This window comes from Rhodococcus sp. NPDC056743 (genome assembly GCF_042790355.1).
Classification (GTDB): Bacteria; Actinomycetota; Actinomycetes; order Mycobacteriales; family Mycobacteriaceae; genus Rhodococcus_F.
Genome location: NZ_JBHTZI010000010.1, coordinates 267,592 through 293,923, shown reverse-complemented (window position 1 = coordinate 293,923; position 26,332 = coordinate 267,592). Strand labels below are relative to the sequence as shown.

Here is a 26,332-nt window from a genome sequence, read left to right as displayed (position 1 = left end):
TTCAGAGCGACGCAGCCGCTCGGTGCGGATCTCGGACATCGATCCCCGCCTCGGTCCACGCTTCACGCAGTGCATCGGCGCCGCGCAAGCGGACCCAGGCGGCTTCGGTGCCGGTAATCGGGACCACGGCGAGGAACCGAACCGGATCCATCGGCTCGGGTAACGCCAAATCGTCAATCCCACTGTCACTGAGCAGGACTGCTGTAAAGGCTGCGCCCTTCCACAGGGGCTCCCCGAGGTCGAGCAGCGCATCACCGAGCAGCACGATGCCCTCGACCGACGGGGCGGCCGCCAGAACAGCCAACGTGCGCGCGATTCCCGACGCCACACCGGTGCCGCCGCGCAGCGACAGCACGAGTTCTGCCCGTGGTCCGCGGGTGGGATCGGCTACCAAGTCACCCGGATCACCCATGGGGTGCCGCGAGCACCCCAGTGTTGCGTAGTGCACCACTCCGTCCGGAGATTCGAATCTGAGCACGTCCAGCGGCTCGACACCCAGGAACGTCACCGAGGCGGCAGCCGGCTCCGGCCCCTCGATATTGGCAACGAGGTGCGCGCGGACGGAGGACACAACACTGTCAGACACGCGTCCATCTAAGCACCATCACGTCCCTGATCGCAGCGCAGAGGCTCAGCACCTCACAACGCCAGTGCCCGTTAGGTGAGAATTTCGACGGATATCTCGTGGTGGGCGATCGCCGGACGCACGAATCGCAGCAAAGAACGCGCTTCCCTCTCGATCGACGACAGGACGGTTTTCGACTGCTGTGAAAACAGCGAGACCGTCAACCGCGCCGTATCACCCTTCGTGGATTCCGCTGTGAATCCGACGACCTTCCCTCGCACCAGTACGGCGGGTTTGATGATTCCGTTCACCGTGAAGACTCGAGTTCGGTACTGCTCATCCATGATTCGCGAGCGATCCGCGTGGGAGAGCAGAATGTTGTCGAAGGGAGCCAGGATACGAACCGGCGGCGTACCCTCGTCCGGGCGTGGGGCACCTGGTAGGTCGAACAGTTCCGTTCCCTTCTGGTTCACGAAGGTAATCAGGCGCGGACGCAGTCGCTCGAAAACCTCAGCCAGCCTGGTTAATCCCGACCACGCTTGGGCGTCCTTCACACTCGCCGGACCGAAGGCCGCTAGGTAACGCATCACCATCGCGTCCGGCACCGGAGTCGAATCCAGTTCTGCCCCCAACCAACTTTCCAGCGTGGTCAACGCCGGCGGTCCCGATTTACCCCACAGCCCGCGCGGCGGAACCTGCACCATGTGCAATAGCCCCCGGATCCCGTGCGCGAGCCCTTCTGGGTCGCGCCCTGGAAAGCGTTCGGCCAGAAGCGGCCTCATCTGCATCTGAGTAAGTGGACCCGCGGAAACAAGTTCGCGCCCGGCCTGCGCGAGAGCGCCCAGATCAATTCCGGTCAGCGCCGTGCGGTGCGCGGTGTTGGTGTGGAGATCGCGATCCATGATCGATTGAACCGTGCCACGGAAGGATGCGGCGTCAGCGGCCGACATCACAAACACCGTGCCCCGCATCGCAACCAGCCGCACCACCTGCCGACTCTCGATCAGAGTCGACAATTCTTCTGCCGCAAAGTTTTTCACACGTGCCCACAGAGCGAGATACGGCGGGGTCTGCGCCTGTGCCTGTAGACCGGCCAGATGCTCGACGGCTTCGAGGGCAGTGATGTCAGCTCGTTCGAGCAAGAGCTGACGCGCGAGGGTCGCTCGACCGAGGTCGCGATCAGTCATGACACGCGTCACAATTCCCTCACCGCAACGCTCACTGTGTGCACTGAACCGATCAGATTGCGAGCTTCGCGAGGAGATCGCGGGCAGTCTCGGCGGTCTTCGGCTCACACAACACGTCGTAACGACCGGCCACCAACTGCATGGTCGACGCGAAGTCACGCTGGCCACGCGTTGCCGCGTACGGGATGGTTGTGGTGATCACGCCGAAGATGATGCCACCGACGATGCCCGTGATCAGTGGCCCGATGAAGCTGGTCGTGAACAGCCCCAGGAGAAGGCCGAAGAATACGCCGAGCCACGCACCGGACACGAGGCCGCCACCGATCACCTTCGGCCACGTGAGCCGGCCGAGAACACGTTCGACCTGCATCAGATTGACACCGACGATGGTGACGTCCTGGACCGAGAATTCCTGATCAGACAGGTAATCGACGGCGCGCTGCGCCTCGGCATAGGTGGGGTATGACCCGATCGGCCAGCCCGAAGGTGGTGTCGGCAACGCTCCACGGCGCGACCCATTCGGCGATTGTGCGAGCGGATTGGACATGGGTGATCGTGCTCCTCGTTTCGGGCGCGTCATCCGTAGCCGAACGACGCGAGACCTACAGACCTATTGTGCCCTTTACCTACCCGATTTGTTTCGACCGCAGCTGATCAGGCGTGTTCTGGCGGAGTGAATTCCGTTGTCCGGGCCATCCCAGCCGCCCGGCCCTTCGCAGAAATCACCAGAGCCATTTTGCGGCTCGCCTCGTCGATCATCTCGTCACCGAGCATCACTGCTCCTCGCCCACCGCCGGCCGCGGAGGTGTGGAATGCGTAAGCGTCCAAGATCAATTCCGCGCGATCGTAATCGGATTGTCTGGGGCTGAACACCTCGTTGGCCGCCTCGATCTGGGTCGGATGCAGCACCCATTTGCCGTCGAATCCCAGTGCTGCGGTGCGGGCAGCGCTGCGGGTGAACGCCTCCACGTCACGGATCTGGAGGTATGGACCGTCGATGGCCTGGACCCCGTGCGCCCGCGCAGCCATCAGAATGGTCATCAGGATGTGGTGATAGGCGTCACCACGGTCGTAGCCGTCCGGCTGCTCTCCGACCACCAGGGTGCGCATGTTCAAACTCGCCATGAAATCCGCCGGTCCGAAGACCAACGCCTCGACGCGCGGGCTGGCCGTGGCAATCGCGTCGATGTTGGTCAGGCCGATCGCGTTCTCGATCTGGGGTTCGATGCCGATTCGTCCTACCTCGAGGCCGTTGGCCTTTTCCACCTGGGTCAACAACAGATCAAGCGCCTGCACGTGGCTCGCGTCGGGAACCTTCGGCAGCAGAATCGCGTCGAGGTGGGCGCCCGCCCGGCCGACAACCTCTACGACGTCGGCGTACGTCCATTCCGTGGTCCAGTCGTTCACCCGAACCACCTTGACCTGCTTGCCCCACCCGTCTTCGGCCAGTGCGTCGCCGACGGCTTCGCGGGCGGCCTGTTTCGCCAACGGCGCGACCGCGTCTTCGAGGTCGAGGAAGATCTCGTCGGCGGGCAGTCCCTTTGCCTTGTCGATCATCTTGCGACTGCTACCGGGAACGGCAAGGACTGATCGGCGGGATCGGTTACGTGATGTCATCTCTTTGAGGGCCCTTCACAGATATCGACTCGTACGTTTTCGGTGTCTCGAGTTGCAGATAATGACGCGCAAGGAATTAGCCTTGCAATCATGGCAGCAGCAGGCAAGGTATTTGCAGCCAGGCTGGCCGGCCTGGTTGTCCTCGGACCCGACGGTGAGTCGATCGGGCGAGTGCGCGATGTCGTGATCACTGTCCGCATCGGACGCCAGCAACCTCGGGTGCTCGGTTTGGTGATCGAAATGTTCACGCGCAAACGCATTTTCGTACCGATGTTGCGTGTGACCGCAATCGAACCGAGTGCCGTCACCCTGACAACGGGCAACGTCAGTATCCGGCGATTCACCCAGCGCCCCGGCGAAGTTCTCGCTCTTGCGCAGGTACTCGATTCACATGTGCGAGTAGACGACCCGGAGTTGACCGAACTCCACGGCGTCGACGCCGTTGTCGTCGATCTCGGTATCGAATCGCGACGCACCCGGGACTGGGTGGTCTCGAAGGTAGCGGTCCGTGGCCATCGCGGACGCCTGGGACGTCGCGCCGCAATTCACATTGTCGACTGGCAGCACGTTGCCGGACTTACCCAGAGCGATCTGTCACTTCCGGGGCAGGGCGTCGCCCATCTGCTGCTGCAGTACGAGGGGATGCGACCGGCCGACGTCGCCAATGCGATGCGTGAACTCCCGGAAAAGCGTCGACACGAGCTAGCTGTTGCTCTCGACGACGAGCGTCTCGCCGACGTCGTGCAGGAACTGCCTGCCGACGATCAGACCGACCTTCTCATGCACCTCGAAGTGGAACGGGCGGCCGATCTCCTCGAGGCGATGGACCCGGACGACGCCGCCGACCTCTTGGGCGAGCTACCCGAAACCGAAGCGGAATCGCTGCTGCAGTTGATGGATCCGCAGGACTCGGAACCGGTGCGCCGACTCCTCGAACACTCCCCCGATACGGCTGGTGGTCTGATGACGCCGGAACCGGTGGTGCTGACAGCGTCGACCACGGTGGCGGAGGCCCTCGCCCGGGCCCGCAACTACGACGTCACGCCTGCGCTGTCCAGCATGGTTTTTGTCGTCCGCCCGCCGACGGCCACGCCGACCGGACGCTACCTCGGGTGCGTTCATTTGCAGAAGTTGTTACGTGAACCGCCGGCAAGTCTGGTCGGCGGAATCCTGGACAGCGATCTCCCCAGCCTCGGCGCCGACGATTCGCTCGCTGTCGTGACGCGATACTTCGCGACTTACAACCTGGTGTGCGGACCGGTGGTGGACGACGAGAACCATCTGATCGGCGCGGTCACCGTCGACGACGTTCTCGATCACCTTCTGCCCGAGGACTGGCGCGAAGACGATTCCGACGACGAGGGGTTGGTCCGATGAGTGATCGGTCTTCCAGCGCCCGTCAGCGCCTCGAGACTCCTCGTGGGAGTCGGCGGTTCCACTTCGACTTCGACGTCGAGGCAGTGGGCCGGGTCAGCGAGCGTATTGCCCGTTTTCTGGGTACGGGCCGCTACCTGGCGATTCAGACGATCATCGTCATCGTCTGGATCGCACTGAATGTCTTTGCGGTCAGCTTGCAGTGGGATCCCTATCCGTTCATCCTGCTCAATCTCGCATTCTCGACGCAGGCTGCATACGCGGCACCGTTGATTCTCCTGGCCCAGAATCGGCAGGAGAACCGCGACAAGGTCTCGCTCGAAGAGGACCGGATTCGCGCCGAACAGACCAAGGCCGACACGGAATTCCTCGCCCGGGAACTCGCTGCTCTACGTATCTCCCTCGGCGAAGTCGCCACTCGTGACTACCTGCGGCGCGAACTCGACGAGATCAAAGTGCTGCTCGCTGCCGATCACGAACCACCTCCCAAGAAGAAGCAGCGTGAATCAGGTTCGGCAAAAAAGAGTCACGACAGCCGAGATTCTTAGCTGAGGGTTTACTGAGTTTTGCTGCGTAGCCCGAGACCGATATGTAACGTAAGTCACAGACTCTTATATATATCGGTGGGTACTCCGAACCCGGGCTACCAGCAAAGGGGAATCGTGCGCGTACGAGGATTGATCGCAGCGTCCACGCTACTGGGGGGCCTGCTCGCGGCCACCGGACCGGCAGCCCTCACCGCAGGTAGTGCCCCTGCAACGGGATCGCCGATACCCATTGCGCTCGCAGGTAACGCTGTGAACGCAGCAGAGAACCCCGATTTCCTTCCGACACCTCGCTCGGTGCGAACACAACGATCAGCACCACCGAGCACTACCGCCACAACCACCGCGCTGGACCCTGCAGCCGCAACAGTTGTCCTGACCTCGCTGGGCATACCCGAGATCGTCCTCAACGCCTATCGCTCCGCAGAGCTGGTCATGATGACGGAGGCACCCGGCTGCGGCGTCCCCTGGCATCTCCTGGCCGGCATCGGTCGAATCGAATCGGGGCATGCCAACGGCGGGCGCACCACCTCCGTCGGCACCACCGTCACACCGATCTTCGGTCCGGTGCTCGACGGCCGCCTCGCCGGAAACCAGATCATCACCGACACCGACAAGGGCCTGATCGACGGCGACCCGACACACGACCGCGCTGTCGGCCCCATGCAGTTCATTCCGTCGACGTGGGCGCACTACGCGAGCGACGGCAACGGCGACGGCGTTACCGATCCCAACAACGTGTTCGACGCGGCACTGTCGGCCGCCAAATACCTCTGCAGCGGCGGTCTCGATCTCCGCAACCTCGATCAGGAGACCAAAGCCGTTCTCCGGTACAACAATTCTGCGGCATACGCTGCAAACGTCATCATGTGGTCGACGGCGTACAAGAGTGGCGTCCTCCCGTCCGGATCGCTGCCCTACACCGGCGGAATCAATACCGGAAGCATCAACGCCGGAAACTCCGACGCCACGTCCACTGCAGCCATTCTCGCCGCGGCGGCGGCAGTCGATCCGGCAGCCGAGAAGAAGGACGCAGATCAGACGACGACGGCAGCTACCCCTGCGCCCCTACTCCCCGGCCTGCCCGACATGCCGGCACTCTCACCTGATCTGCAAGCTCTGATCCCACCCGGAGTCCTCCCCACGACGCCGAACCAGTCAACTCCAGGTCAGTCGATACCAGGGCCCGCCACGGCACCACAACCCCCGACAGGACCGATCATTCCCCTGCCCGTGCTCACGTCGCGCGGCCTCGTGTGGCCGATTCTGACGCCAACCGGCTGGACGTGGCCCGACGACATGTGCGTGATCCTCCCCGATCCCGTAGCGCTCGCACAGTTGCAACCGGGAATCTTCCTGCCTTGCGCCATTCCGACCGCTGGGGCACCGGCCCCCACCATGGACGCCACGACCGCAACTCCGTCCTCCGTCCCCGCGACCACTTCCGACGCCGCACCCGCAGCCGTCGCGCCCACACCCGCTTCCGCACCGCCGCCCGCACCCGCTCCGCTTTTGCCCGGTTTGCCGTTTATGCCCGTCGCATAACGGTCACGTAGCGATAACGCCGACGCCCGAAAAATCACGATTGAACTGCGCCGACGGCACAGTTCTGCCCGCTTAGATCACGGTTGAGTAACGGAAATGCAACAAATCAGGTAGCCTCGATTCCGTCAGTGAACGGAAAACCCCGATTTCGGGGTCCAGGAGGCAGTAACAGTGGGTCGGCACAACAAGAAGACAGATTCGCACATTCGTCGCAACTCGGTCATCGCGCTCTCCGGCCTCATTCCTATCGGTTTGGTAACAGCAGCGAACTCCGCCGGAGCGGTATCCGATATGACTTTCGTGAACGCCGCCAGCGCCGAAACCGCCGCGGCACCGCTCGAGACACCGGCCACGCAGGAACCCCAAGCTCAGATCCTTCCCGTCGCCGACCTGGCCTCCGCAGTAGCCGAGCCCGCTCCGCTCGCACCGGTCCAAGCCACGCCGCCGCTGCCCGCATCGATGGCCGAAGGCGCCCTTGGCATTCCCAGCGTGAGCGTCGCGGCGTATCAGAACGCCGAGCGCATCCTCGCTGTCGAGAACCCCACCTGCAACATGCAGTGGACAATGTTGGCCGGTATCGGCCGCGTCGAATCCGGCCACGCTCACGACGGCAAGGACGCCGACGCACTCGGCAACCTCTTCGAGCCGGTCATCGGACTGCCCCTCAACGGCAGCCTCCCCGGCCAGGCCGTGATCATGGACACCGACGGCGGCGCACTCGACGGCGACACCGTCTACGACCGCGCAGTCGGCCCGATGCAGTTCATCCCGTCCACGTGGACGCAGTACGCCGGCGACGGCAACGGCGACGGCATCTCCGATCCGCAGAACCTCTTCGACTCCGCACTGACCACCGGAAAGTACCTGTGCGACGGCGGACTGAACATGCAGGACCTCACGCAGGCCGCCAAAGCAATCCACCGCTACAACAACTCGGCTGCCTACGTCGCCAACGTCCTGGCCTGGACTGCCGGGTACTCCACCGGCATCATTCCCGCCGCATCGGACCTGCCTCGCATTCACTGACCCGCCGACACTTACCATGGAGCCATGTCCGCACTGACCGAGTCCGACGTTCGCTCCGCGCTCGCGCGAGTTCTCGACCCTGAGATCCGCAAACCCATCACCGAATTGGGGATGGTCAGAAACATCACGCTTGCGCAAGACAACAGCGTCGACATCGGGATCTACCTCACCACCGCGGGCTGCCCGATGCGCACCGAGATCACCGAGCGCGTCACCAAGGCAGTTGCCGACGTCGCCGGCGTTGGTGCCATTCGAGTCGAACTCGACGTGATGGACGACGCGCAGCGCACCGAACTTCGCAAGTCACTGCGCGGCGACTCCGCCGAACCGGTGATCCCCTTCGCTCAGCCCGGCTCCCTCACACGTGTGTACGCTGTCGCCTCCGGCAAGGGTGGCGTCGGAAAGTCCAGTGTGACAGTCAATCTCGCGGCCGCGCTTGCAGCACGCGGATTGTCCGTCGGCGTTCTCGACGCCGATATCTACGGTCATTCCATCCCTCGTATGCTCGGCACCGACGCCAAGCCCACGCAGGTCGAGAAGATGATCATGCCGCCCGTCGCGCATGACGTGAAGATGATTTCCATCGCCCAGTTCACTCAGGGCAACACCCCGGTCGTGTGGCGTGGCCCCATGCTGCACCGCGCGCTGCAGCAGTTCCTCGCCGACGTCTTCTGGGGCGATCTGGACATCCTTCTGCTGGATCTGCCGCCCGGAACGGGTGACATCGCCATCTCGGTAGCCCAGCTGATCCCGAGTGCCGAGATTCTGGTGGTCACGACGCCGCAGCAAGCCGCCGCCGAGGTTGCCGAGCGCGCCGGTGCCATCGCACTACAGACCCGTCAGCGTGTTGCCGGCGTCGTCGAGAACATGTCGTGGCTCGAACTCCCCGACGGCACCCGCATGGACGTCTTCGGAGCGGGCGGCGGCCAGACGGTATCCGATCGCCTCACCAAGGCCGTCGGCGCGAAAGTTCCACTGCTCGGCCAGATTCCACTTGATCCGTCGGTTCGTGAAGCTGGCGACGCCGGCACACCGATCGTGTTGAGTGCACCCGAGAGCGCCGCCGCGAAGGCATTGACGGAGATCGCGGACAAGTTGGCGGTACGTCAGCGCGGACTGGCCGGAATGTCGCTCGGTATCAACACCGTGCGCAATATGTAGCGGGCTGCGCTCAGGTTGCGTCGAAGTCGACCGGCGGACGCTCACCGGCTGCGAGGGGCTTGTCCTTCGTGAGTGACATCGGTTCCTGAGCGCCGCTCTGCGGCTTCACACTGCTGCCGCTCTGCGGCTTCACGTTGCTCTGCGACTTCTTGTCGAAGTCTCCGGTGAAGAGGGAATCGTCGCCGTCGAGAAGGTGCTGGGTGATCACCGCGCGCGGAGTCATCCCGCGCAGCTTGTTCAGATCTGCGAGTGGTTTACGCAGATCCTCGAAGTCGGTGCCCAGTTCTTCCTTGAGCTGATTCTGGGCTCCGGAAGCGTATTCACGTACCTGCCTCAGTGATCGTGTAACCCAGGAGACCGCGCCAGGAAGCCGCTCAGGTCCCAAAATGACCAGAGCTGCTACGAGGAGGATCATGAACTCGCCCCAACCGATGTTGCCAAACACAGGGCAAGCCTACTGTGTGTCCGGTTGTTGCGCGCAGGTCCGGATCAACCTCACAGCAACCTCGTAGGTTCTCTCAGTCCGAAACCGGCGTGACCGATATGTCTACCTGGCGTCCGTCGCGGATCAACGCGACGTCGACCGGCTGACCTATCGCCGCGGCATTGACGGCAACAACAAATTCGTCGGCGCTTGTCACTTGCCTGTCGCCGACCTTGACGATGACGTCGCCCTCGACGATTCCAGCCTGTTGTGCCGGGCTTCCGTCGCGCACATTGGCAACCGCAGCACCACTGGTGGCGTCGTTGACGACGGTGCGAACGTTGACGCCGATATCGGGGTGACGAACCGAACCGTCACGAATGATGGCCTGCGCAACCTGGGTGACCGTGTCGATCGGGATCGCAAAACCCAGACCGACCGAACCGCCCGATTCGCTGAGCATCGCGGTGTTGATTCCGATCACGCGGGCTTCCGCATCCACCAAGGCGCCGCCGGAGTTGCCGTGGTTGATGGCCGCGTCCGTCTGGACGGCGTCGATCACCGCGTTGGTGTCGGTGCCCTCTCCGGACAACCGCAACGGGCGATTCAGAGCGCTGACGATTCCGCGGGTCACCGTTTTGCTCAGCCCCAAGGGGGAACCGACAGCCACGACGTCGTCCCCCACCTGGACGTCTTCGGATTTCCCGAGTTGTGCAACCGTCAGATTGCTCGCCGACACCTTCAGCACCGCGAGGTCCGTCTTCACGTCACGGCCGACGATTTGAGCATCGGTCTTGGTTCCGTCGGAAAAGATGACCTGAATTCGGGCATTCTGGGCAGGCGGTGCCGCCGAGGAGATCACATGGTTGTTGGTGACGATGTATCCGCGGTCGTCGACGACGACGCCCGAACCGGTGCTTCCCTGATCGCCGACGGCAACCTGAATGGAGACAACGGACGGCAGCACCGCGTCGGCGACCTTCGCGACGTCGGATTGCGGCTGCTCACCACTGCCGGATTGAACCAACGTGACATGTGAACTGGTGAGTGAACTTCGGTCAGCGGTGATGACCGTCGCCAGCAGTCCACCTACCAGGGCGATCACGAGTGCCATTCCCGCAAGCGCAGCCAACGCGGACGGCGCGACCTTACGCCCGAACAGCACGTCGCGGACATCGAGTTTCGGTGCGGGAGGCAGTGTTTCGAGTTCGGTTTCCTGTGCGGGTGAGCCTAGAGCCACCGACGACGCCGGATCACGCCACGGGTCGTCGGGTACTTCGTCCTCGGGCTCGGCTTCCGCGGCGGCTTCGGGATCACGTCCGATGGATTCCGTGGCACCGTCGGGGCGGCCGAACGCTTCTGCGAGAACCGGGTCGGGCGAACCGACCACAACACCGGGCGTCGGGACGCTGCGCGCCGCTGCCTGGGAGAAGGAACCGTCGACGCCGCTCGGCCTACTGAACGCCCGCTGCGACGCGGGATCGATCTGCGGCCGGTACACCGGGCGCGGTTCGAGAACGGGCGCATCTGCCGGTCGATCAACCGAACCGCTTGCCGAAGTATCGGTATCCACGCCGGAGTGCCCCCTCTGTCCGTCAGTCACGCCGTCCAGTATCACTGATCGGTGGACACACGGTGTCGCTGACTGGGCCGAAAGGACAGGTCATTTGCGCCAGCGGCGTGAAAGACGTTTGCCGATCGCGCCGATCCCGGCGTCGGATCCCGGCGTGTTGTCGGCTGTGTTGGTGGTGCAGGTCGGAATTGCGCTGAGCAGGCCGACTAGCGAGAGCGGCATCGTCATCTCACCGCTCCGTCGGAGCGCACCACGGGCCTGCTGCTGCGCATCGACAGCAGCGGTGCATTCAACACACAGGGAGATGTGGTGTGAGGCCCGGAGATAGGCCTGCATGCGAAGTTCTCCGTCGACGTAGGCGGCAATTGCCTCACTTGCCAGGTGTTCGGTCGAACCGAACTGGCGGGGTGCCCGCGCCTCCGTCATTCGTCCCTCCAGATGATTGACCAACGTTCCCCCGTCAGACGCCGACACGTTCGGAATCACCGGCGCGCTGTGCTGCTGCCAGATGATCGCGAATCGCTTGTCGTCCACGGTGGATACGGCTCCGAACCGTTCCGAGCTTGACTCCCAGTGTGGCACCGATTTCCTCGTACGACAGACCTTCGATGTCACACAACACAACAGCGGCACGGAAATCCGGTGCCAAAGAGTCCAATGCGGCCTGAAGATCGGCGTCGAGACGGGCGTCGTGGTAGATCTGCTCGGGGTCCGGACCGGCCGACGGTACGCGGTCGTAGTCCTCCGGAAGCGCTTCCATGCGGATGCGGTTGCGTCGGCGAACCATGTCGAGGAACAGGTTGGTCGTGATGCGGTGCAGCCAGCCTTCGAACGTGCCGGGCTGGTAGTCGGAGAGAGAACGGAACACGCGGATGAACGTGTCCTGGGTCAGATCTTCAGCGTCCTGCGCGTCGCCGGACAGGCGGTAGGCAAGCCGATATACGCGGTCGCCGTGTTGGCGGACAAGTTCGTCCCACGACGGCATCGCCGACTTCTCACCCGTGGCGTCGAAAACAGCAGTACCGATCAATTCGGAATCCACAGCCGATTCCGTCGTCATTACTTCCGACTCTCGAGGGCGAGGCTCGTCGTTGATCTGGAAAATAAGTGGATCCTCCTGGTCTTTCGTGCCGCGCGGTCAGCTCACGTGGTGGTTCGTACAACCGAACACCGGGGTGTTTTGTTCCCGGATCACCGTTGATCAGCTCATCCATCCCCGCCGGATGTTCCTTGCACCTCCGGCGATGTACTTACCCTCTCCTACCGCGGTGTGCATGCCCTATGAAGAGGCTGAGGGATTCCTGAGAATCCGTCAGGGTGCGCGCCTTGCAGCGTCAATGCGACCGGCCCGATAACCTCATGGGCGTGACCCACGCCGAACAGATACTCCGCCACGTCGAGGACGTTGTTTCCGAGGACGAGATTTTTACCGCGGCGCGGGACCGAGCATTGGACCTCGGCACCGCACCCGTGACGCCGGCAGTCGGCGCGACACTGGCGATGTTCGCTCGGATGCTCGGCGCGAGAACGGCGGTCGAGGTCGGTACCGGAGCCGGTGTGAGCAGCCTGTGGTTGCTGCACGGTATGCGCGACGACGGAGTCCTGACCACCATCGACAGCGAACCCGAGCACCAGCGCGCAGCCAAACTGACGTTCCGCGAGAGTGGAATCGCTCCCGCTCGCACGCGCTTGATCAACGGCAATGCACTCGACGTGCTGCCGCGCCTCGCCGACGGTGGATACGACTTGGTATTCGTCGATTGCGCCCCGGTCGATCAGCCCCATTACGTCCATGAAGGTATCCGGTTGCTGCGCCCGGGCGGTGTGATCGTGCTGCACGACGCTCTTGCCGGTGGCCGCGTCGCCGACCCGTCGGCCCGGGATGCCACGACGGTGGCCGTCCGCGAAGCCGCCAAGGCAATCACGGACGACAAGCGTCTGATTCGGGTGGTGCTTCCACTCGGTGAAGGACTGCTCTGCGCCAGCAAGATCTAGCCAGTGCCAGCAAGATCTAACTAGATCCAGACACCCTTACCGATTGCGACGACTCCACCGGAGCTGATCGCAAATCGTTCGCGGTCTCGTTCGAGGTCGACCCCGATGATCTCGCCGTCGCCGACAACAACGTTCTTGTCGAGGATGGCTCGGCGCACGACTGCTCCCTTGCCGATCCGCACTCCTGGCATCAGGACGCTGCCTTCGACGGTGGCGCCGTCCTCGATCATCACGTTCGAGCTGAGAACGGAGTTGCGCACGGTGGCCGCGGACAGGATCGATCCGGCGCCGACTATCGACTCCTGAGCGAGGCCGCCCTTGACGAACTTGGCTGGTGCCAGGTTCTCGGTGGCGCCGCGGATGGGCCAGCGCCGGTTGTACAGGTTGAAGATGGGGTGGACCGACACGAGGTCCATGTGCGCGTCGTAGAACGCGTCGAGGGTGCCGACGTCGCGCCAGTAGCCGCGGTCGCGGTCGGTTGCACCTGGAACGACGTTGTCCTTGAAGTCGTACACCGACGCTTCGCCTGCCGCGACGAGAGCGGGAATGATGTCGCCGCCCATGTCGTGATCGGAATCGGAGTTCTCGGAGTCGGCGCGGATGGCGTCGACCAATACCTTCGTGGTGAACACGTAGTTACCCATGGAGGCAAAGGTGGAATTGGGGTCGTCAGGGGTGCCGGGCGGATGAGCCGGCTTCTCGAGGAACTGCGTGATGCGCCCCGACTCGTCACTGTCGATGCAGCCGAACGCAAACGCCTCACTGCGCGGCACCCGGATACCGGCGACGGTCACGCCCGCACCGGAGTCGATGTGGTGCTGCACCATCTGCTCGGGGTCCATGCGGTACACGTGGTCGGCACCGAACACCACGATGTACTCGGGGTCTTCGTCGTAAACGAGGTTGAGCGACTGCAGGATTGCGTCGGCACTGCCGGTGTACCAGCGCGGCCCGAGTCGCTGCTGCGCCGGGACGGGGGTGATGTACTCACCCGCAAATCCGGACAACCTCCACGTCTGCGATATATGTCGGTCGAGTGAATGCGACTTGTATTGCGTGAGCACACAGAGACGCAGATAGCCCGCGTTCACCAGGTTGCTCAACACGAAGTCGATCAGTCGATAGGCGCCGCCGAACGGCACCGCTGGTTTAGCTCTATCCGCCGTCAGCGGATAGAGACGTTTGCCCTCGCCTCCGGCGAGCACGATTCCAAGCACATGCGGCTGGCTTCTCACACCGTTAACCTATCCGCACTCCGGTGGTCCCGCTAGCGAAGCGCGCCGCGACACTCGGCACGTGCGCCGGCCGGTAGCCGGATCGACCACGGGCGGTTAGGTTTAGCCGGTGCGAGTCGCGATGATGACCAAGGAATACCCACCGGAGATCTACGGCGGGGCAGGCGTGCATGTCACCGAGCTGGTCGCTCAGTTGAAACGGCTCGTCGACGTCGACGTTCACTGCATGGGGGCGCCGCGCGACGACGCGATCGTCCACTCCCCCGATCCTGTGTTGGCCGGCGCCAACCCCGCGTTGACAACGCTGTCCACCGAGCTTCGGATGGCCGCAGCCGCAAGCGGTGTCGATATTGTCCATTCCCATACCTGGTACACCGGGCTGGCCGGACATCTGGCGTCGGCGCTCTACGACGTCCCCCACATCCTGACCGCGCATTCCCTCGAACCCCGCCGTCCGTGGAAGGCCGAGCAGTTAGGTGGCGGCTACCGCGTCTCGTCGTGGTCCGAGCGCACTGCAGTCGAGCATGCCGACGCTGTCATCGCGGTCAGCTCGGGGATGCGTGCCGACGTCCTCGACGCGTACCCGTCGCTCGATCCGAGCCGTATCCATGTGGTTCGCAACGGGATCGACACGAGTGTGTGGCATCCCGGTCCGGCCGGAACCGGCGAAGCGTCTGCGTTGACAGCTATCGGAGTCGACGTCAGTCAACCCATCGTGGCGTTTGTCGGCCGCATCACACGCCAGAAGGGCGTCGGCCATCTGATCGCGGCGGCGCACGATTTCGACCCGTCCATCCAGCTTGTCCTGTGCGCGGGCGCCCCCGACACCCCGGAAATAGCGGCCGAGACCGAGCAGGCAGTAGCGGCCCTCGCCGCGCACCGCGGCAATGTGTTCTGGGTCCGCGAGATGCTGCCCACCGAGCAGATCCGCGAAATACTTTCGGCTGCAACAGTCTTCGTCTGTCCGTCGGTGTACGAGCCGTTGGGCATCGTCAACCTCGAAGCCATGGCGTGCGAAACCGCTGTTGTCGCTTCGGATGTGGGAGGAATCCCCGAGGTGGTCGATGACGGCGTGACCGGGCGACTCGTCCACTACAACGCGTACGAGCCTGCCGCATTCGAGGAATCGTTGGCCGCGACGGTCAACGAGGTTGTTGCCGACCGAACCGGTGCCGACGCGATGGGACGGGCCGGCCGGGTCCGGGCGATCGAGCATTTCTCGTGGGCCGAGATCGCCAAACAAACCATCGACGTCTATGACGACGCGATCAGGCGCCGCGGTTGACTTTGCGGTAGCTGGAAACCGTCGCAGAGGCGGTGATCGGTGTGAGTTCGGGCAGCGCCGCCACCGAGGCGGCAAGTTGCTGGGCGCTCAGGTGCCGGGCAGAGGGACCCATGCCCACGAGGTCGAGGATCTCGGTGTGGGTGAGGTGCATGGTGAACTCGACGCCCTCGGAATGTTCACGCTCGAACAGTCCGGCCATGGACGACCCGAGCCGTTCCACCTTCTTGTCGTCGACGCGAACCATGCCGAGCAACTCGATCAGCTCACGCAGATGCCTGTCCGTGGGCGTCAGAACCACGAGAACGCCCTCGTCGCCCAGAACGCGATGGGACTGCTCACCGTTGCGCGGAGCGAACACACAGAGCACGTGGGAGAGCACGCCGTCACGAATCGGCAGGGGCTGCCACACGTCCGCGACTATCGACCCGATACGGTCGTGGACTTTGGCTGCTCGCCGGGCCGCAAATTTCGAGACGTCGAGGGCGATTCCCCGGGAATCCGGGAGCCTACCGACCACATGCTCGAGATATTGACCTGTGCCGGAACCGATTTCGAGGATCCTCGCCGGGTCGACGCCCTCGGAGCGAGTACACGCCGTCGTCACCGCGTCCATCAGCGGATCAAAATGCCCACTACCGAGCAGTCTGGACCGGGCTGCAATCATCTCGGCGCTGTCACCGGTGAATTTGGTGGACCCACCGCTGATGAGGGAAACGTAGCCCTGTCTGGCGATGTCGAAGCGGTGCCCTCGGGCACATTCCAGGGCGCGGTCGATCAAATCGAGTTCCAGACTGCACTGCGGGCACGCCAGCAGATCGATTACTTCGGCAAGCACACAACTGCCCTTCCGGCTCGGCTCGAACACGTGCCTAGACCTACACACACTTCAGGCCCCGCACCGAAGATCGGTTGCGGAGCCTGGGTGCATTTCCCTACCTGGACCCGACTAGCTGGTGACGTTTGTAAGTTCCACACCCAGCGCAGCAGCTTCATCCGGGGTCAGCTCGACGACAAGGCGTCCGCCACCCTCGAGTGGAACCCGCATGACGATTCCTCGTCCCTCTTTGGTTGCTTCGAGGGGACCGTCCCCGGTCCGGGGCTTCATGGCCGCCATCCTCTGCTCCCTCCAGATCTGCGCTGCACTTCACTGCGCGTCGACAAACGGTGCGCCCCGCCAACCATCAGCGAGGCTCGTAGCTTCCATTGTTCCCTATCCGTCCCGGAACCGGGAATCTGAGTCACATTTACGCGTGTCCGGACTACTACGGCACTACCGCTGGAACCCAGCAATCGGCAATGTGATCGTCAACCATTCCGGTGGCCTGCATGAGTGCATATGCCGTGGTAGGGCCGATAAACTTGAAGCCGAGCCGTTTGAGTTCCTTGGCCATGGCCGTTGATTCTTCGGTGATAGCGGGAACGTCCGCAATTGAAGCGAGTCGCGCGGTGCGTCGGGGTGGCGCAAACGACCAGAGCAACGCATCGAGATCCAATTCCGGTGAATTCACGAGAACTCTCGCGTTGGAAATTGTTGCCTCGATTTTGGCCCGATTGCGAATAATCGCGGAATCCGCCAGCAAGCGGTCCACGTCCGTTTGGTCGTATTCGGCTACTTTCTCGGGAACAAATCCGTCGAACGCCGATCGGAAAGCCTCTCGCTTTCGCAAAATCGTGATCCACGACAAACCTGATTGAAAGGCTTCGAGTGCGAGTCGCTCGAACAGGGCGTCACGACCGCGGAGGGGTTGTCCCCATTCGTGATCGTGGTAATCGCGGTACAGCGTGTCGCCGGGCGATTCGATCACCCAGTCGCATCGAACGATTCCGTCAGACATCGTCCGGGCGCTCACTCACAGCCTCCGCATCCGCATCCACAACTTCTGGGGCAGATTCGGATCGCGCTTCCAATTGCGCACGGAGAGAGTCGATTTCCATCCCGAGCCGGTGCAGGGCCCAATCCACTTCGCTCGCCTTGTACCCACGCAGAACCTGCTGAAATCGCAATGCGTCGACGTCGGCGCTTGTCACACCTTCCGCGGGAAGCACTGCCGCAGTGGTGCCGGGCTGAAGCGGCGGCAGTTCTTCCGAGCGCCCGAATACGGCACTCGCGGCAAGGAAAATCATCCCGCCGACAAGCGCCATGACAATCAGGTACAGGAGGATCGTCAACATGCCCCGATACTCCCATACACGTTCCGCTGCGGTCAGACCCCCGCGCTGCGGATAGCGGTCAGACCCCCGCGCTGCGGATAATCGAATTCATCGGCGGACGGTCGAGCAGCGACACCTCGGTGGTGGCCGGCGCAAACGAGTCGCCCTCGACCAGGAACTGCGTCAATCCGGCGCCGGAATCCTCGATGCCACAGCGTCGCAGCATCGTCCCGATGATCTGCCGACTCATCACGCCCAGATCGGCAAGCGGCCGATTGCGGTGCTTGCGGACGCCGAGATTGACCTGACCGATGGCACTGAGCCCCAAGGTGTCGTAGGTATCGAGCAACAACCCGATCTCGACTCCGTAGCCGGGTGCAAACGGCACGGCGGAGAGCAACTCCCGCGTTCCGGCGTACTCACCGCCCAGCGGTTGCAGAACGGCCGTGAGTTCGGGCCGCAGGGCCGCCAGCATCGGCCGCGCCACCAACTCGGTGACCCGCCCGCCGCCGTTGGCGTCCTCCGTACCGCTGACGCGCAGCGGACGCCGGTAGTACCCCTTCACCAGGTGAATACCGTCGACGGTCAGCAACGGGCCGAGCAACTTCGGAACAAACGCCGGGTCCGGGTTGATGAGATCGGAATCCACGAACGCGATCAGGTCGCCCGTGGTGGCTGCGATCGAGCGCCACAGAACTTCACCTTTGCCGGCTGCCGGTGGAAGCGACGGCACGGCAGCCTCGCGGCTGATCACCCGCGCGCCGGCGGCCCGTGCCCGCTTCGCGGTGCGATCGGTAGATCCCGAATCAAGGACGACAAGTTCGTCCACCAGCCCGCCGAGTAACGGATGAATGGTGTCGACCACCGAAGCGACGGTGTCCTCCTCGTTGAGCGCCGGAAGCACCACCGAGACGGTGCGACCCGCTTTGGCCCGCTCGAGTTCCTCGACCGTCCAACTGGGGTGATCCCAACTGTTGGCTTCGGACCACGTGCGCGTGGACCCAGTGCCGATAATGCTCATGCCAGCCCCCGAACTGTTCGGACAGGAGCGCGTCGGCCCTGAATTGCCGCAACCATGTCGACCACCCGGCGCGTAGATGCCACCTCGTGCACCCGGAACACTCGGGCACCGCCCGCCGCGGCCATTGCTGTCGCTGCCAATGTTCCCTCCAGCCTCTCGGAAAGCTCTACCCCCAGAGTCTCCCCGATAAAGTCCTTATTGCTCAGCGCCATCAGCACTGGCCACCCGGTGTTTACAAGAATGTCCACTTTTCGCAACAACTCGAGCCCGTGAAAGGTGTTCTTGCCGAAATCGTGGGTCGGATCGACCAGAATCGCATCGCGTGGCACTCCCAAGGCGAGGGCCCTCTCGGCTGCTGTGACAACCTCGTTCACCACATCGGCAACAACATCGGTGTATCTGACGCGGTGCGGACGGGTCCGCGGCACCGCTCCGCCGGTGTGTGAGCACACGATGCCCGCTCCGGTTTCGGCGGCGACCATCACCAGTTCCGGATCGGCCCCGGCCCAGGTGTCGTTGATCAGATCGGCACCTTCCTTACGCGCGAGACGCGCGACGTCGCTGCGCCACGTGTCGATGCTGATCAACAGTTCCGGGAACTTGTCGCGGATCGCCGCGACGAAGGGAATGACGCGCCTGATCTCCTCGTCGGTGTCGACCAGGTCGCCGGGGCCCGCCTTCACTCCCCCGATATCGACCAGATCGGCGCCTTCGTCGACCGCACGATCCACCGCGGCCATCGCGGCAGAATCAGAGAACGTCGCACCTTTGTCGTAGAACGAGTCTGGTGTTCGGTTGACGATCGCCATGACCAATGCACGGTCGACCGCCACCGGTCGTCCACAGAGTGTGGGCGCCGGATCTGGCTGCGCGGATGAACCGGCCAATGAAGACATGCCATTCATACTGGCATGACGGAACGCGGTCTAGCCCTTGGGTGCCGAGCCTGCGGCTACCTCGTCGACGTAACTGTCGTACGAATCGCTGTACCCGCTCTCACGACCGGCAAGGACATGCAGGGTGTCTGCGCCGACGTCGTATCCGTCGTTGCGCAGTTCCACCTTGCGGGATTTGAACGTGCTGGTGTGTTCGAGGGAGTCGACGATCCGAACGAACAGCGGCACGGCGTAGCTGGGGAGCTTTCCGTAGAGATGAGCGGCGATGCCACTGCCGTCGAAGGTGTGACCGTCGCGCAATGTCACGGCCGCCATTCCCGCGCGCCCGTCGGTACCCGGGATCTCGACGCCGTAGACGACGGCTTCCTCGATCGCCGGATGTGAACTGAGCGCGCCCTCCACCTCGGTGGTCGCGACGTTCTCGCCCTTCCATCGGAAGGTGTCGCCGAGTCGATCGACGAATGCCACGTGGCTCCACCCCTGCTTCCGCACGAGGTCGCCGGTGTCGAACCAGGTGTCACCGTCCTTGAAACCACCCCGCACCAATTTGCTGTCGGTCGCGGCTTCATCGGTGTATCCGTCGAAGGGCGCTCGGTCGGTGATCTTGGAGAGCAGCAGTCCGACGGACCCCGTCGGCACGGTGCGCAACCGTCCGTTCGGACCACGCAACGCCTTTCCGGTTTCCTCGTCGAATTCGACGACGGCATGCGGCAGCGGGCAGATTCCGGCGGTCCGATCGACGTTGAGTGCGTTGACGAAGGCGATGTTGCATTCGCTGGCACCGTAGAACTCGGCGACTCGCGCGATACCGAAACGGTCCGTGAATTCCTTCCAGATCTCCGGCCGCAACCCGTTCCCGACCATGAGTCGAACGGAATTGTCACGGTCGGTGGGCTTCTCGGGCTGATTGAGTAGGTACCGGCACAATTCGCCGATGTACGCGAACGCCGTCGCTTTGTTGAGCGCGATATCGTCCCAGAATCGCGACGCCGAGAACTGCCGGCCGATGGCAAGCGTTGCACCCGAAGCCAATACTGACGACAGCGACACCGTCAACGCATTGTTGTGATAGAGCGGCAAGCAGCAGTACAACGTGTCGGACGGGCGTAAGCGAACGCCCATGAGTCCGAGACCGGACATGGATTTGAGCCAGCGGAAATGAGTCATCAAGCTGGCCTTGGGCATTCCGGTGGTACCCGAGGTGAAGATGTAGAACGCTTTTTCCTTCGCAAGGATCTCGACCGTCACTGCCGGATTTGTGGCGTCGGCCGTTTTTGCCAGCTCGTCGAGTTCGCTGACCAAAAGTTGTCGAGGTCCGGCAAACCCGTCCGGCAATGATTCGAGAGCTTCTTCGCTCTCGTCGGCCACAACAAGCACGCGGGCGCCGAGAAGCGTAAGGCTATGTGCGAGAACATCATCACGCTGGTTGTAGTTCAGCATTCCCGCTGCCGCGCCGAGCTTGACGGCGGCCAACGCAATCAGCAGCGACTCCGGAGTGTTCTTGCCGAGGATCGCCACGACGTCTCCGCGTTGAACCTCACGTGTACGCAACACATCCGCATATCGGTTGACCTGCTCGTTGGCGTCACCGTAACTCGTTGAGTGGCCCTCGAACCGGATGAACGGACGCGCCGGGTGCGCTGCGGCGTTCTGCTGGAGAATCAGTCCGATGGACATCGCCGCCGACGGCTTGCGCAGCAGGCCGGACGCCCCTTTGAGGAGGATCGGCACCTCGGTGATCATCGACGGCAACTTTGCCGCGAGATCCAGCAGGCCAACTTTGTCGCGTGCTTCCGAACTCATGTCTCCCCAATCACGTATCCGGCGACTCGACGGCCACCCTCGGGCTACCTTACCTCGCAGTAAGGTAGCCCGTCACGCACTTCTTCAGGGCCCTACACAAGCGTCGAGAGCAGCCTCGATGTCAGTCCTGACCAGCAATGTGTCCAGTGCTTTACGACCGACAAATCCCGTACCGTCCAATTTGTCCAACCATTCGAGCAGTCCGGTGTAATGCCCCACCGGGTCAAGCAGAACCACAGGCTTGCTGTGCATCCCGAGGTAGCCGGCGGTCCACGTCTCGAACAACTCTTCCAACGTCCCGATACCGCCGGGCAAGGTGATGAACGCGTCCGCGTGATCCTCCATCAACTGCTTGCGTTGACGCATCGTGTCGGTGACGATCAACTCGTCGGCGTCGACGTCCGCAACTTCCTTGTGCACCAAAGCCTTCGGAATGACGCCCACGGTCCACGCACCGGCAGCCCGAGCCGATTCCGCGACAGCACCCATCATCGAGACATTGCCGCCGCCGGATACCAACTGCCACCCGCGTCGACCGATCGCGGTGCCCACCTCGGCAGCCAAAGCCAGGAACGACTCGTCCACCGGACCCGAGGCACAGTAGACGCAGATCGCGAACTTCTTGCCTGAATCGGTCACCATTCTTCTTCTTTCCCCAGGCCTGCGGCCTCGTCGATGCCCTTGTCGGCATCGAGGACAATTCGGACTGCTTCTTCCACACTGTCCGTGACGTGCAACAGATTCACATCGCCTTCGGAAATCTTTCCGTCGCGCTCGAGCGTGCCACGAATCCAGTCGACCAATCCGGACCAGTACTCGGTGCCGAAGAGGACAATCGGGAAGCGAGTCACCTTGTGGGTCTGCACCAAAGTGAGAGCCTCGAACAATTCGTCCAGCGTTCCGAAGCCGCCGGGCAGGCAGATGAAGGCCTGCGAGTACTTCACGAACATCGTCTTGCGCGCAAAGAAGTAGCGGAAGTTGATACCGAGGTCGACCCACTCGTTCAGACCCTGCTCGAACGGCAACTCGATGCCGAGTCCGATCGAGTATCCGCCTGCCTCGCTGCAACCACGGTTGGCAGCTTCCATGACTCCCGGTCCACCACCGGTGATCACGGCGTACCCGGCTTCCGCCAGCGCCGTTCCCAGCTCACGGCCCGCCTGGTACTCCGGATGGTCGACCGCGGTGCGGGCCGAACCGAACACCGTCACGGCACGCGGAACCTCGGCGAGCGCGCCGAAACCTTCGATGAATTCGCTCTGGATGCGCAGCACACGCCACGGATCGGTGTGGACCCAATCTGTGGGGCCACGCTTGTCGAGCAGACGCTGATCCGTAGTGGTCTTCTCGTCCTTGCGCTTGCGTCGAAGCTGAACGGGCCCGCGATGCTTGATCGACGAGCTCTGCTTCTTGGAAGCCGAATTCTTCTCTGGTGCCATGCACGCAAGGCTAACGGTCAGGCCGACAGATACTTTCTCAGCACGGCTGCGACGTCGGTGATCTGCTGCACGGGAACGTGCTCGTCGCGCTTATGCGCAAGGTTCGGATCGCCGGGGCCGTAATTTACCGCGGGAATACCGAGAGCCGAGAATCTGGACACATCGGTCCAGCCGTACTTGGCTCGGAACTGTCCACCCGCAGCCTCGATCAACGCGGCCGCCGACGGGTTCGCCAAGCCGGGCAGAGCGCCGGGCGAGGAGTCGGTGACCTCGAATCCGAGGTCCAATCCGTCGAATACTTCGCGGACGTGAGCCACCGCCTGCGCCTCACTGCGATCCGGTGCGAACCGAAAGTTGACGTCCATCTCGGCTGCGTCCGGCACGACATTTCCGGCGACACCGCCGGAGATCCGCACCGCCGAAAGCCCCTCGCGGTAGACACAACCGTCGATATCCACCGAGCGCGGCACATAGGCCGACATCCGCTCCAACGCGGTGCCGAACTTGTGAATCGCGTTGTCCCCCAACCAGGACCGGGCTGAATGCGCACGAGTGCCCGACGCGGTCAAGCGCACCCGCATCGTTCCCTGGCACCCGGCTTCGATGAACCCGGCCGTCGGCTCGCCCAGAATCGCGACATCAGCGGCGAGCCACTCGGGGATCTCGCGTTCGATCCGGCCGAGCCCGTTGTAGGCTGCGGCGATTTCCTCGCAGTCGTAGAACACCAGCGTCAGGTCGTGGGCCAAATTCTCGATGGTCGCTGCGAGATGCAGGAACACGGCATCGCCGGATTTCATGTCCACGGTGCCGCACCCGTGCAAGATGTCACCCTCACGGCGAGACGGAACATTGTCCGCAATCGGAACTGTGTCGAGATGGCCGGCAAGCATCACCCGGCTCGGCAATCCGCGCGACGTCCGAGCGAGAACCGCGTTGCCGTTGCGGATGATCTCGAAGCCGCTGGTCTGCTCCCGCAACGCCACCTCGACGGCGTCCGCGATGGCGGATTCGTCGTGGGAGACGCTGGGAATGTCGACCAGAGCGGCCGTCAGATCGATGGGGTCGGAGGCAAGATCGAGGATGCTCACGGCCACCAGCCTAAGCCCGCAGCCAGCGCACCCAGTAATCTCTACTGCTGTGAGCGCACAGGGAGCATCAGCAGTAGGTATCGCCAACGTGACCGCGGACGGCACCGTCCTCGACACCTGGTTCCCCGCACCGGAGCTGGGAACATTCGAGACGACCGGTACCGAGAACGTCGAGGGAACAGACATTCCCTCCGACCTCGCACTGCTGGCCGGAACCGACGAGGCACGCGAGGTTTCGCAGGTCATCGTCCGCACCACCATCGCCGACCTTTCCAAGGCTCCGGTCGACGCCTACGACGTCTACCTGCGCCTTCACCTGCTTTCCCATCGCCTGGTCGCACCGCACGGCGTCAACCTCGACGGACAGTTCGGCCTCCTCGCCAACGTCGTCTGGACCAACTTCGGCCCGTGTGCCGTCGAAGGCTTCGAGCAGGTCCGCTCGCGTCTGCGTATCCGCGGCGTTGTAACCGTCTTCAGCGTCGACAAGTTCCCCCGCATGGTCGACTACGTCGTTCCCTCGGGTGTCCGTATCGCCGACGCCGACCGTGTCCGCCTTGGCGCACACCTCGCATCCGGTACCACGGTCATGCACGAAGGCTTCGTGAACTTCAACGCCGGCACACTCGGTAACTCCATGGTCGAGGGCCGTATCTCCGCCGGCGTCGTCGTCGACGACGGTTCCGATGTCGGCGGCGGCGCGTCCATCATGGGCACGTTGTCCGGCGGCGGCAAGGAAACGATCTCCGTCGGCAAGCGCTGCCTCCTCGGCGCCAACGCCGGAATCGGCATCTCCCTCGGCGACGACTGCGTCCTCGAAGCTGGTCTGTACGTCACCGCCGGCACCAAGGTCACCGGACCGGACGGAACCGTCGTCAAGGCACTGGCACTGAGCGGCAAGTCCAACCTGCTCTTCCGTCGCAACTCGGTTTCGGGTGCCGTCGAGGTCGTGCCGTGGAAGGGCACTGGCGTCGAACTGAATGCTGCACTCCACGCCAACGACTGATGAATAACACCGACGCCCCCGAAGAAACGACCACCGCTCTCGGCAAAGGCCTCAAGGTCCGCCATCTGACGATGATGGGCCTGGGGTCGGCTATCGGAGCAGGTTTGTTCCTCGGAACGGGCGTCGGTATCGCGACGGCTGGTCCCGCGGTTCTGATCTCGTACATCATCGCGGGCGCCGTCGTCGTGTTCGTGATGCGGATGCTCGGTGAAATGGGCGCCGCAATTCCCGCCAGCGGCTCGTTCTCGCATTACGCGCGACTGGGGATCGGCGAGTGGGCAGGCTTTGTGATGGGCTGGCTCTACTGGTTCATGCTCATCATGGTTCTGGGCGCCGAGATCACCGGGGCGTCCGCCATCGTCAACGAGTGGCTGCCGTCGATTCCGCAATGGACGATCGCGCTTGTCTTCGTGGTGTTCTTTGCCATCGTGAACCTGGCCAAGGTCAGCAACTTCGGCGAGTTCGAATTCTGGTTCGCGGCAATCAAAGTCACCGTCATCATCGGCTTCTTGATCATCGGTGTACTGCTGGTGTTCGGCCTGCTTCCCGGTACGGACCCGGTGGGAACCTCGAATCTGTTCGGGCAGGGCGGGTTCATGCCCAACGGATTCTCCGGCGTCGCTGCCGGCCTTCTTGTTGTTGCCTTCGCGTTCGGCGGAATCGAAATCGTCACCATCGCGGCGGCAGAATCCGAGAATCCGGAACGCTCCATCGCTCTCGCCGTCCGCAGCGTGGTCTGGCGTATCAGCGTCTTCTACATCGGTGCGATCTCGATCATGGTGTTGGTCCTGCCGTGGAACGACCCCGATCTCGAGACCAGCCCCTTTGTCTCCGTCCTCAACCTGGCCAACATCCCCGGTGTTGCCGGCTTCATGGAACTTGTTGTGGTTGTTGCCTTGCTGTCGGCCTTCAATGCCAACATCTACGGCACCTCACGCATGGCCTTCTCCCTGTCGCGACGCGGTGACGGCCCCGCATTCATGGCCACACTCTCGCGCTCGGGAGTTCCGACCAACGCGGTACTGCTGTCGGTGTTCTTCGGCTTCGTTTCCGTCATGCTCAACTGGCTTCTGCCCGACGACCTTCTCGGCATCCTGCTCAATGCCGTCGGCGCTGCGTTGCTCGTCATCTGGATCTTCATCGTGGTCTCCCACCTTCGCCTGCGTAAGCAACTCGAAGCCGAAGGCAAACTGACCATCCGCATGTGGCTCTTCCCGTACCTGAGTTACGCGACTCTCGCGATGCTCGGAGCCTTTGTTGTCCTCATGCTGTTCGACGACGACGCCCGGGATCAGTTGATCTCGACGGCAGTCCTTTTTGCAGTGATCGCCGCGCTCGGATACGCAAACTCACGCTGGCGTAAGAGCCAGACGCTCACAGCGAAGAGTTAGCGCCTCTC

The 26,332-nt window shown here is 63.1% G+C and carries 28 protein-coding genes; 9 read left to right on the top strand and 19 right to left on the bottom strand.

Features of this window, described 5'->3' with window-relative positions; translation table 11 throughout:
- Position 1 precedes the first annotated feature (1 nt).
- The 4 genes from ACFRFQ_RS23985 to ACFRFQ_RS23970 all read right to left on the bottom strand — a co-directional run bounded on the left by ACFRFQ_RS23985 (position 2) and on the right by ACFRFQ_RS23970 (position 3,369).
- A complete protein-coding gene (locus ACFRFQ_RS23985) occupies positions 2-586 on the bottom strand; it encodes a suppressor of fused domain protein (protein ID WP_378663164.1) in 585 nt (194 codons plus the stop codon).
- A 71-nt stretch (positions 587-657) separates the two neighbouring features.
- Positions 658-1,752 carry a winged helix DNA-binding domain-containing protein gene (locus tag ACFRFQ_RS23980; RefSeq protein ID WP_378663161.1) on the bottom strand — a complete coding sequence of 365 codons (1,095 nt, stop codon included), beginning with the start codon at positions 1,750-1,752 and terminating at the stop codon, positions 658-660.
- Between the two features lie 52 nt (positions 1,753-1,804).
- Positions 1,805-2,299: a general stress protein gene (locus ACFRFQ_RS23975; protein WP_138872567.1), complete on the bottom strand. Its 495-nt coding sequence runs from the start codon at positions 2,297-2,299 to the stop codon at positions 1,805-1,807.
- A 107-nt stretch (positions 2,300-2,406) separates the two neighbouring features.
- Positions 2,407-3,369, bottom strand: coding sequence for a CoA ester lyase (locus ACFRFQ_RS23970; RefSeq protein ID WP_033234427.1), 963 nt, complete (start codon positions 3,367-3,369; stop codon positions 2,407-2,409).
- Positions 3,370-3,459: 90 nt separating this feature from the next.
- Between ACFRFQ_RS23970 and ACFRFQ_RS23965 the strand changes: the two genes are divergently transcribed.
- The 5 genes from ACFRFQ_RS23965 to ACFRFQ_RS23945 all read left to right on the top strand — a co-directional run bounded on the left by ACFRFQ_RS23965 (position 3,460) and on the right by ACFRFQ_RS23945 (position 9,020).
- Positions 3,460-4,746, top strand: coding sequence for a magnesium transporter MgtE N-terminal domain-containing protein (locus ACFRFQ_RS23965; protein WP_033234428.1), 1,287 nt, complete (start codon positions 3,460-3,462; stop codon positions 4,744-4,746).
- Positions 4,743-5,291, top strand: a complete 549-nt coding sequence (locus tag ACFRFQ_RS23960; RefSeq protein WP_378663156.1) for a DUF1003 domain-containing protein — start codon at positions 4,743-4,745, stop codon at positions 5,289-5,291. The genes ACFRFQ_RS23965 and ACFRFQ_RS23960 overlap by 4 nt, the downstream gene beginning before the upstream one ends.
- A 75-nt stretch (positions 5,292-5,366) precedes the next feature.
- Positions 5,367-6,833 carry a lytic transglycosylase domain-containing protein gene (locus tag ACFRFQ_RS23955; protein ID WP_378663153.1) on the top strand — a complete coding sequence of 489 codons (1,467 nt, stop codon included), beginning with the start codon at positions 5,367-5,369 and terminating at the stop codon, positions 6,831-6,833.
- A gap of 171 nt (positions 6,834-7,004) precedes the next feature.
- Positions 7,005-7,859, top strand: a complete 855-nt coding sequence (locus ACFRFQ_RS23950; protein WP_378663150.1) for a lytic transglycosylase domain-containing protein — start codon at positions 7,005-7,007, stop codon at positions 7,857-7,859.
- A gap of 24 nt (positions 7,860-7,883) precedes the next feature.
- A complete protein-coding gene (locus tag ACFRFQ_RS23945; protein WP_378663147.1) occupies positions 7,884-9,020 on the top strand; it encodes an Mrp/NBP35 family ATP-binding protein in 1,137 nt (378 codons plus the stop codon).
- 10 nt (positions 9,021-9,030) lie between these two features.
- Here ACFRFQ_RS23945 and tatB read toward each other — a convergent pair whose 3' ends face one another.
- The 4 genes from tatB to sigE form a co-directional block, all read right to left on the bottom strand.
- Complete coding sequence (gene tatB, locus ACFRFQ_RS23940; protein WP_378663144.1) at positions 9,031-9,465, bottom strand: Sec-independent protein translocase protein TatB; 435 nt, start codon at positions 9,463-9,465, stop codon at positions 9,031-9,033.
- 73 nt (positions 9,466-9,538) lie between these two features.
- Positions 9,539-11,017 (bottom strand): S1C family serine protease, encoded by a 1,479-nt coding sequence (locus tag ACFRFQ_RS23935; protein ID WP_378663355.1) that lies wholly within the window; start codon positions 11,015-11,017, stop codon positions 9,539-9,541.
- A gap of 90 nt (positions 11,018-11,107) precedes the next feature.
- Complete coding sequence (locus tag ACFRFQ_RS23930; RefSeq protein ID WP_378663141.1) at positions 11,108-11,443, bottom strand: RNA polymerase subunit sigma-70; 336 nt, start codon at positions 11,441-11,443, stop codon at positions 11,108-11,110.
- 34 nt (positions 11,444-11,477) lie between these two features.
- Positions 11,478-12,077, bottom strand: a complete 600-nt coding sequence (gene sigE / locus ACFRFQ_RS23925) for an RNA polymerase sigma factor SigE (RefSeq protein ID WP_033234434.1) — start codon at positions 12,075-12,077, stop codon at positions 11,478-11,480.
- A 299-nt stretch (positions 12,078-12,376) separates the two neighbouring features.
- Between sigE and ACFRFQ_RS23920 the strand changes: the two genes are divergently transcribed.
- Entirely contained in the window at positions 12,377-13,012 is a 636-nt protein-coding gene (locus ACFRFQ_RS23920) for an O-methyltransferase (protein WP_378663138.1), read from the top strand.
- Positions 13,013-13,032: 20 nt separating this feature from the next.
- Here the strand turns inward: ACFRFQ_RS23920 and glgC are convergent, their stop codons facing one another.
- Entirely contained in the window at positions 13,033-14,247 is a 1,215-nt protein-coding gene (glgC, locus tag ACFRFQ_RS23915; RefSeq protein WP_033234436.1) for a glucose-1-phosphate adenylyltransferase, read from the bottom strand.
- Between the two features lie 109 nt (positions 14,248-14,356).
- Here glgC and glgA point away from each other — a divergent pair, with 109 nt between their 5' ends.
- Positions 14,357-15,532 (top strand): glycogen synthase, encoded by a 1,176-nt coding sequence (gene glgA / locus ACFRFQ_RS23910; protein WP_378663134.1) that lies wholly within the window; start codon positions 14,357-14,359, stop codon positions 15,530-15,532.
- Here the strand turns inward: glgA and ACFRFQ_RS23905 are convergent.
- The 10 genes from ACFRFQ_RS23905 to dapE form a co-directional block, all read right to left on the bottom strand.
- A complete protein-coding gene (locus ACFRFQ_RS23905) occupies positions 15,516-16,367 on the bottom strand; it encodes a putative RNA methyltransferase (RefSeq protein WP_378663352.1) in 852 nt (283 codons plus the stop codon). The genes glgA and ACFRFQ_RS23905 overlap by 17 nt on opposite strands.
- A 111-nt stretch (positions 16,368-16,478) precedes the next feature.
- Complete coding sequence (locus tag ACFRFQ_RS23900; protein ID WP_003945169.1) at positions 16,479-16,646, bottom strand: DUF3117 domain-containing protein; 168 nt, start codon at positions 16,644-16,646, stop codon at positions 16,479-16,481.
- Positions 16,647-16,794: 148 nt separating this feature from the next.
- Positions 16,795-17,367, bottom strand: coding sequence for a DNA-3-methyladenine glycosylase I (locus ACFRFQ_RS23895; RefSeq protein WP_378663131.1), 573 nt, complete (start codon positions 17,365-17,367; stop codon positions 16,795-16,797).
- On the bottom strand, positions 17,360-17,704 hold the full coding sequence (locus ACFRFQ_RS23890) for a DivIVA domain-containing protein (protein ID WP_378663128.1): 345 nt from the start codon (positions 17,702-17,704) through the stop codon (positions 17,360-17,362). The genes ACFRFQ_RS23895 and ACFRFQ_RS23890 overlap by 8 nt, the downstream gene beginning before the upstream one ends.
- 58 nt (positions 17,705-17,762) lie before the next feature.
- Positions 17,763-18,704: a glucosyl-3-phosphoglycerate synthase gene (locus ACFRFQ_RS23885; RefSeq protein WP_378663125.1), complete on the bottom strand. Its 942-nt coding sequence runs from the start codon at positions 18,702-18,704 to the stop codon at positions 17,763-17,765.
- Positions 18,701-19,600 carry a dihydropteroate synthase gene (gene folP, locus ACFRFQ_RS23880; RefSeq protein ID WP_378663122.1) on the bottom strand — a complete coding sequence of 300 codons (900 nt, stop codon included), beginning with the start codon at positions 19,598-19,600 and terminating at the stop codon, positions 18,701-18,703. Before folP ends, ACFRFQ_RS23885 begins: the two co-directional genes overlap by 4 nt.
- A 30-nt stretch (positions 19,601-19,630) precedes the next feature.
- Positions 19,631-21,403 carry a long-chain-acyl-CoA synthetase gene (locus ACFRFQ_RS23875; protein ID WP_378663119.1) on the bottom strand — a complete coding sequence of 591 codons (1,773 nt, stop codon included), beginning with the start codon at positions 21,401-21,403 and terminating at the stop codon, positions 19,631-19,633.
- A gap of 84 nt (positions 21,404-21,487) precedes the next feature.
- On the bottom strand, positions 21,488-22,045 hold the full coding sequence (locus ACFRFQ_RS23870) for a TIGR00730 family Rossman fold protein (RefSeq protein WP_378663117.1): 558 nt from the start codon (positions 22,043-22,045) through the stop codon (positions 21,488-21,490).
- Complete coding sequence (locus ACFRFQ_RS23865; protein WP_378663114.1) at positions 22,039-22,842, bottom strand: TIGR00730 family Rossman fold protein; 804 nt, start codon at positions 22,840-22,842, stop codon at positions 22,039-22,041. The genes ACFRFQ_RS23870 and ACFRFQ_RS23865 overlap by 7 nt, the downstream gene beginning before the upstream one ends.
- Positions 22,843-22,859: 17 nt before the next feature.
- Positions 22,860-23,930: a succinyl-diaminopimelate desuccinylase gene (dapE, locus tag ACFRFQ_RS23860; protein ID WP_378663112.1), complete on the bottom strand. Its 1,071-nt coding sequence runs from the start codon at positions 23,928-23,930 to the stop codon at positions 22,860-22,862.
- Positions 23,931-23,979: 49 nt separating this feature from the next.
- On the opposite strand from dapE, the gene dapD reads away from it, so the two are divergent.
- Positions 23,980-24,933 (top strand): 2,3,4,5-tetrahydropyridine-2,6-dicarboxylate N-succinyltransferase, encoded by a 954-nt coding sequence (gene dapD / locus ACFRFQ_RS23855; RefSeq protein WP_378663109.1) that lies wholly within the window; start codon positions 23,980-23,982, stop codon positions 24,931-24,933.
- A complete protein-coding gene (locus tag ACFRFQ_RS23850; RefSeq protein WP_378663106.1) occupies positions 24,933-26,324 on the top strand; it encodes an amino acid permease in 1,392 nt (463 codons plus the stop codon). Before dapD ends, ACFRFQ_RS23850 begins: the two co-directional genes overlap by 1 nt.
- Positions 26,325-26,332 lie beyond the last annotated feature (8 nt).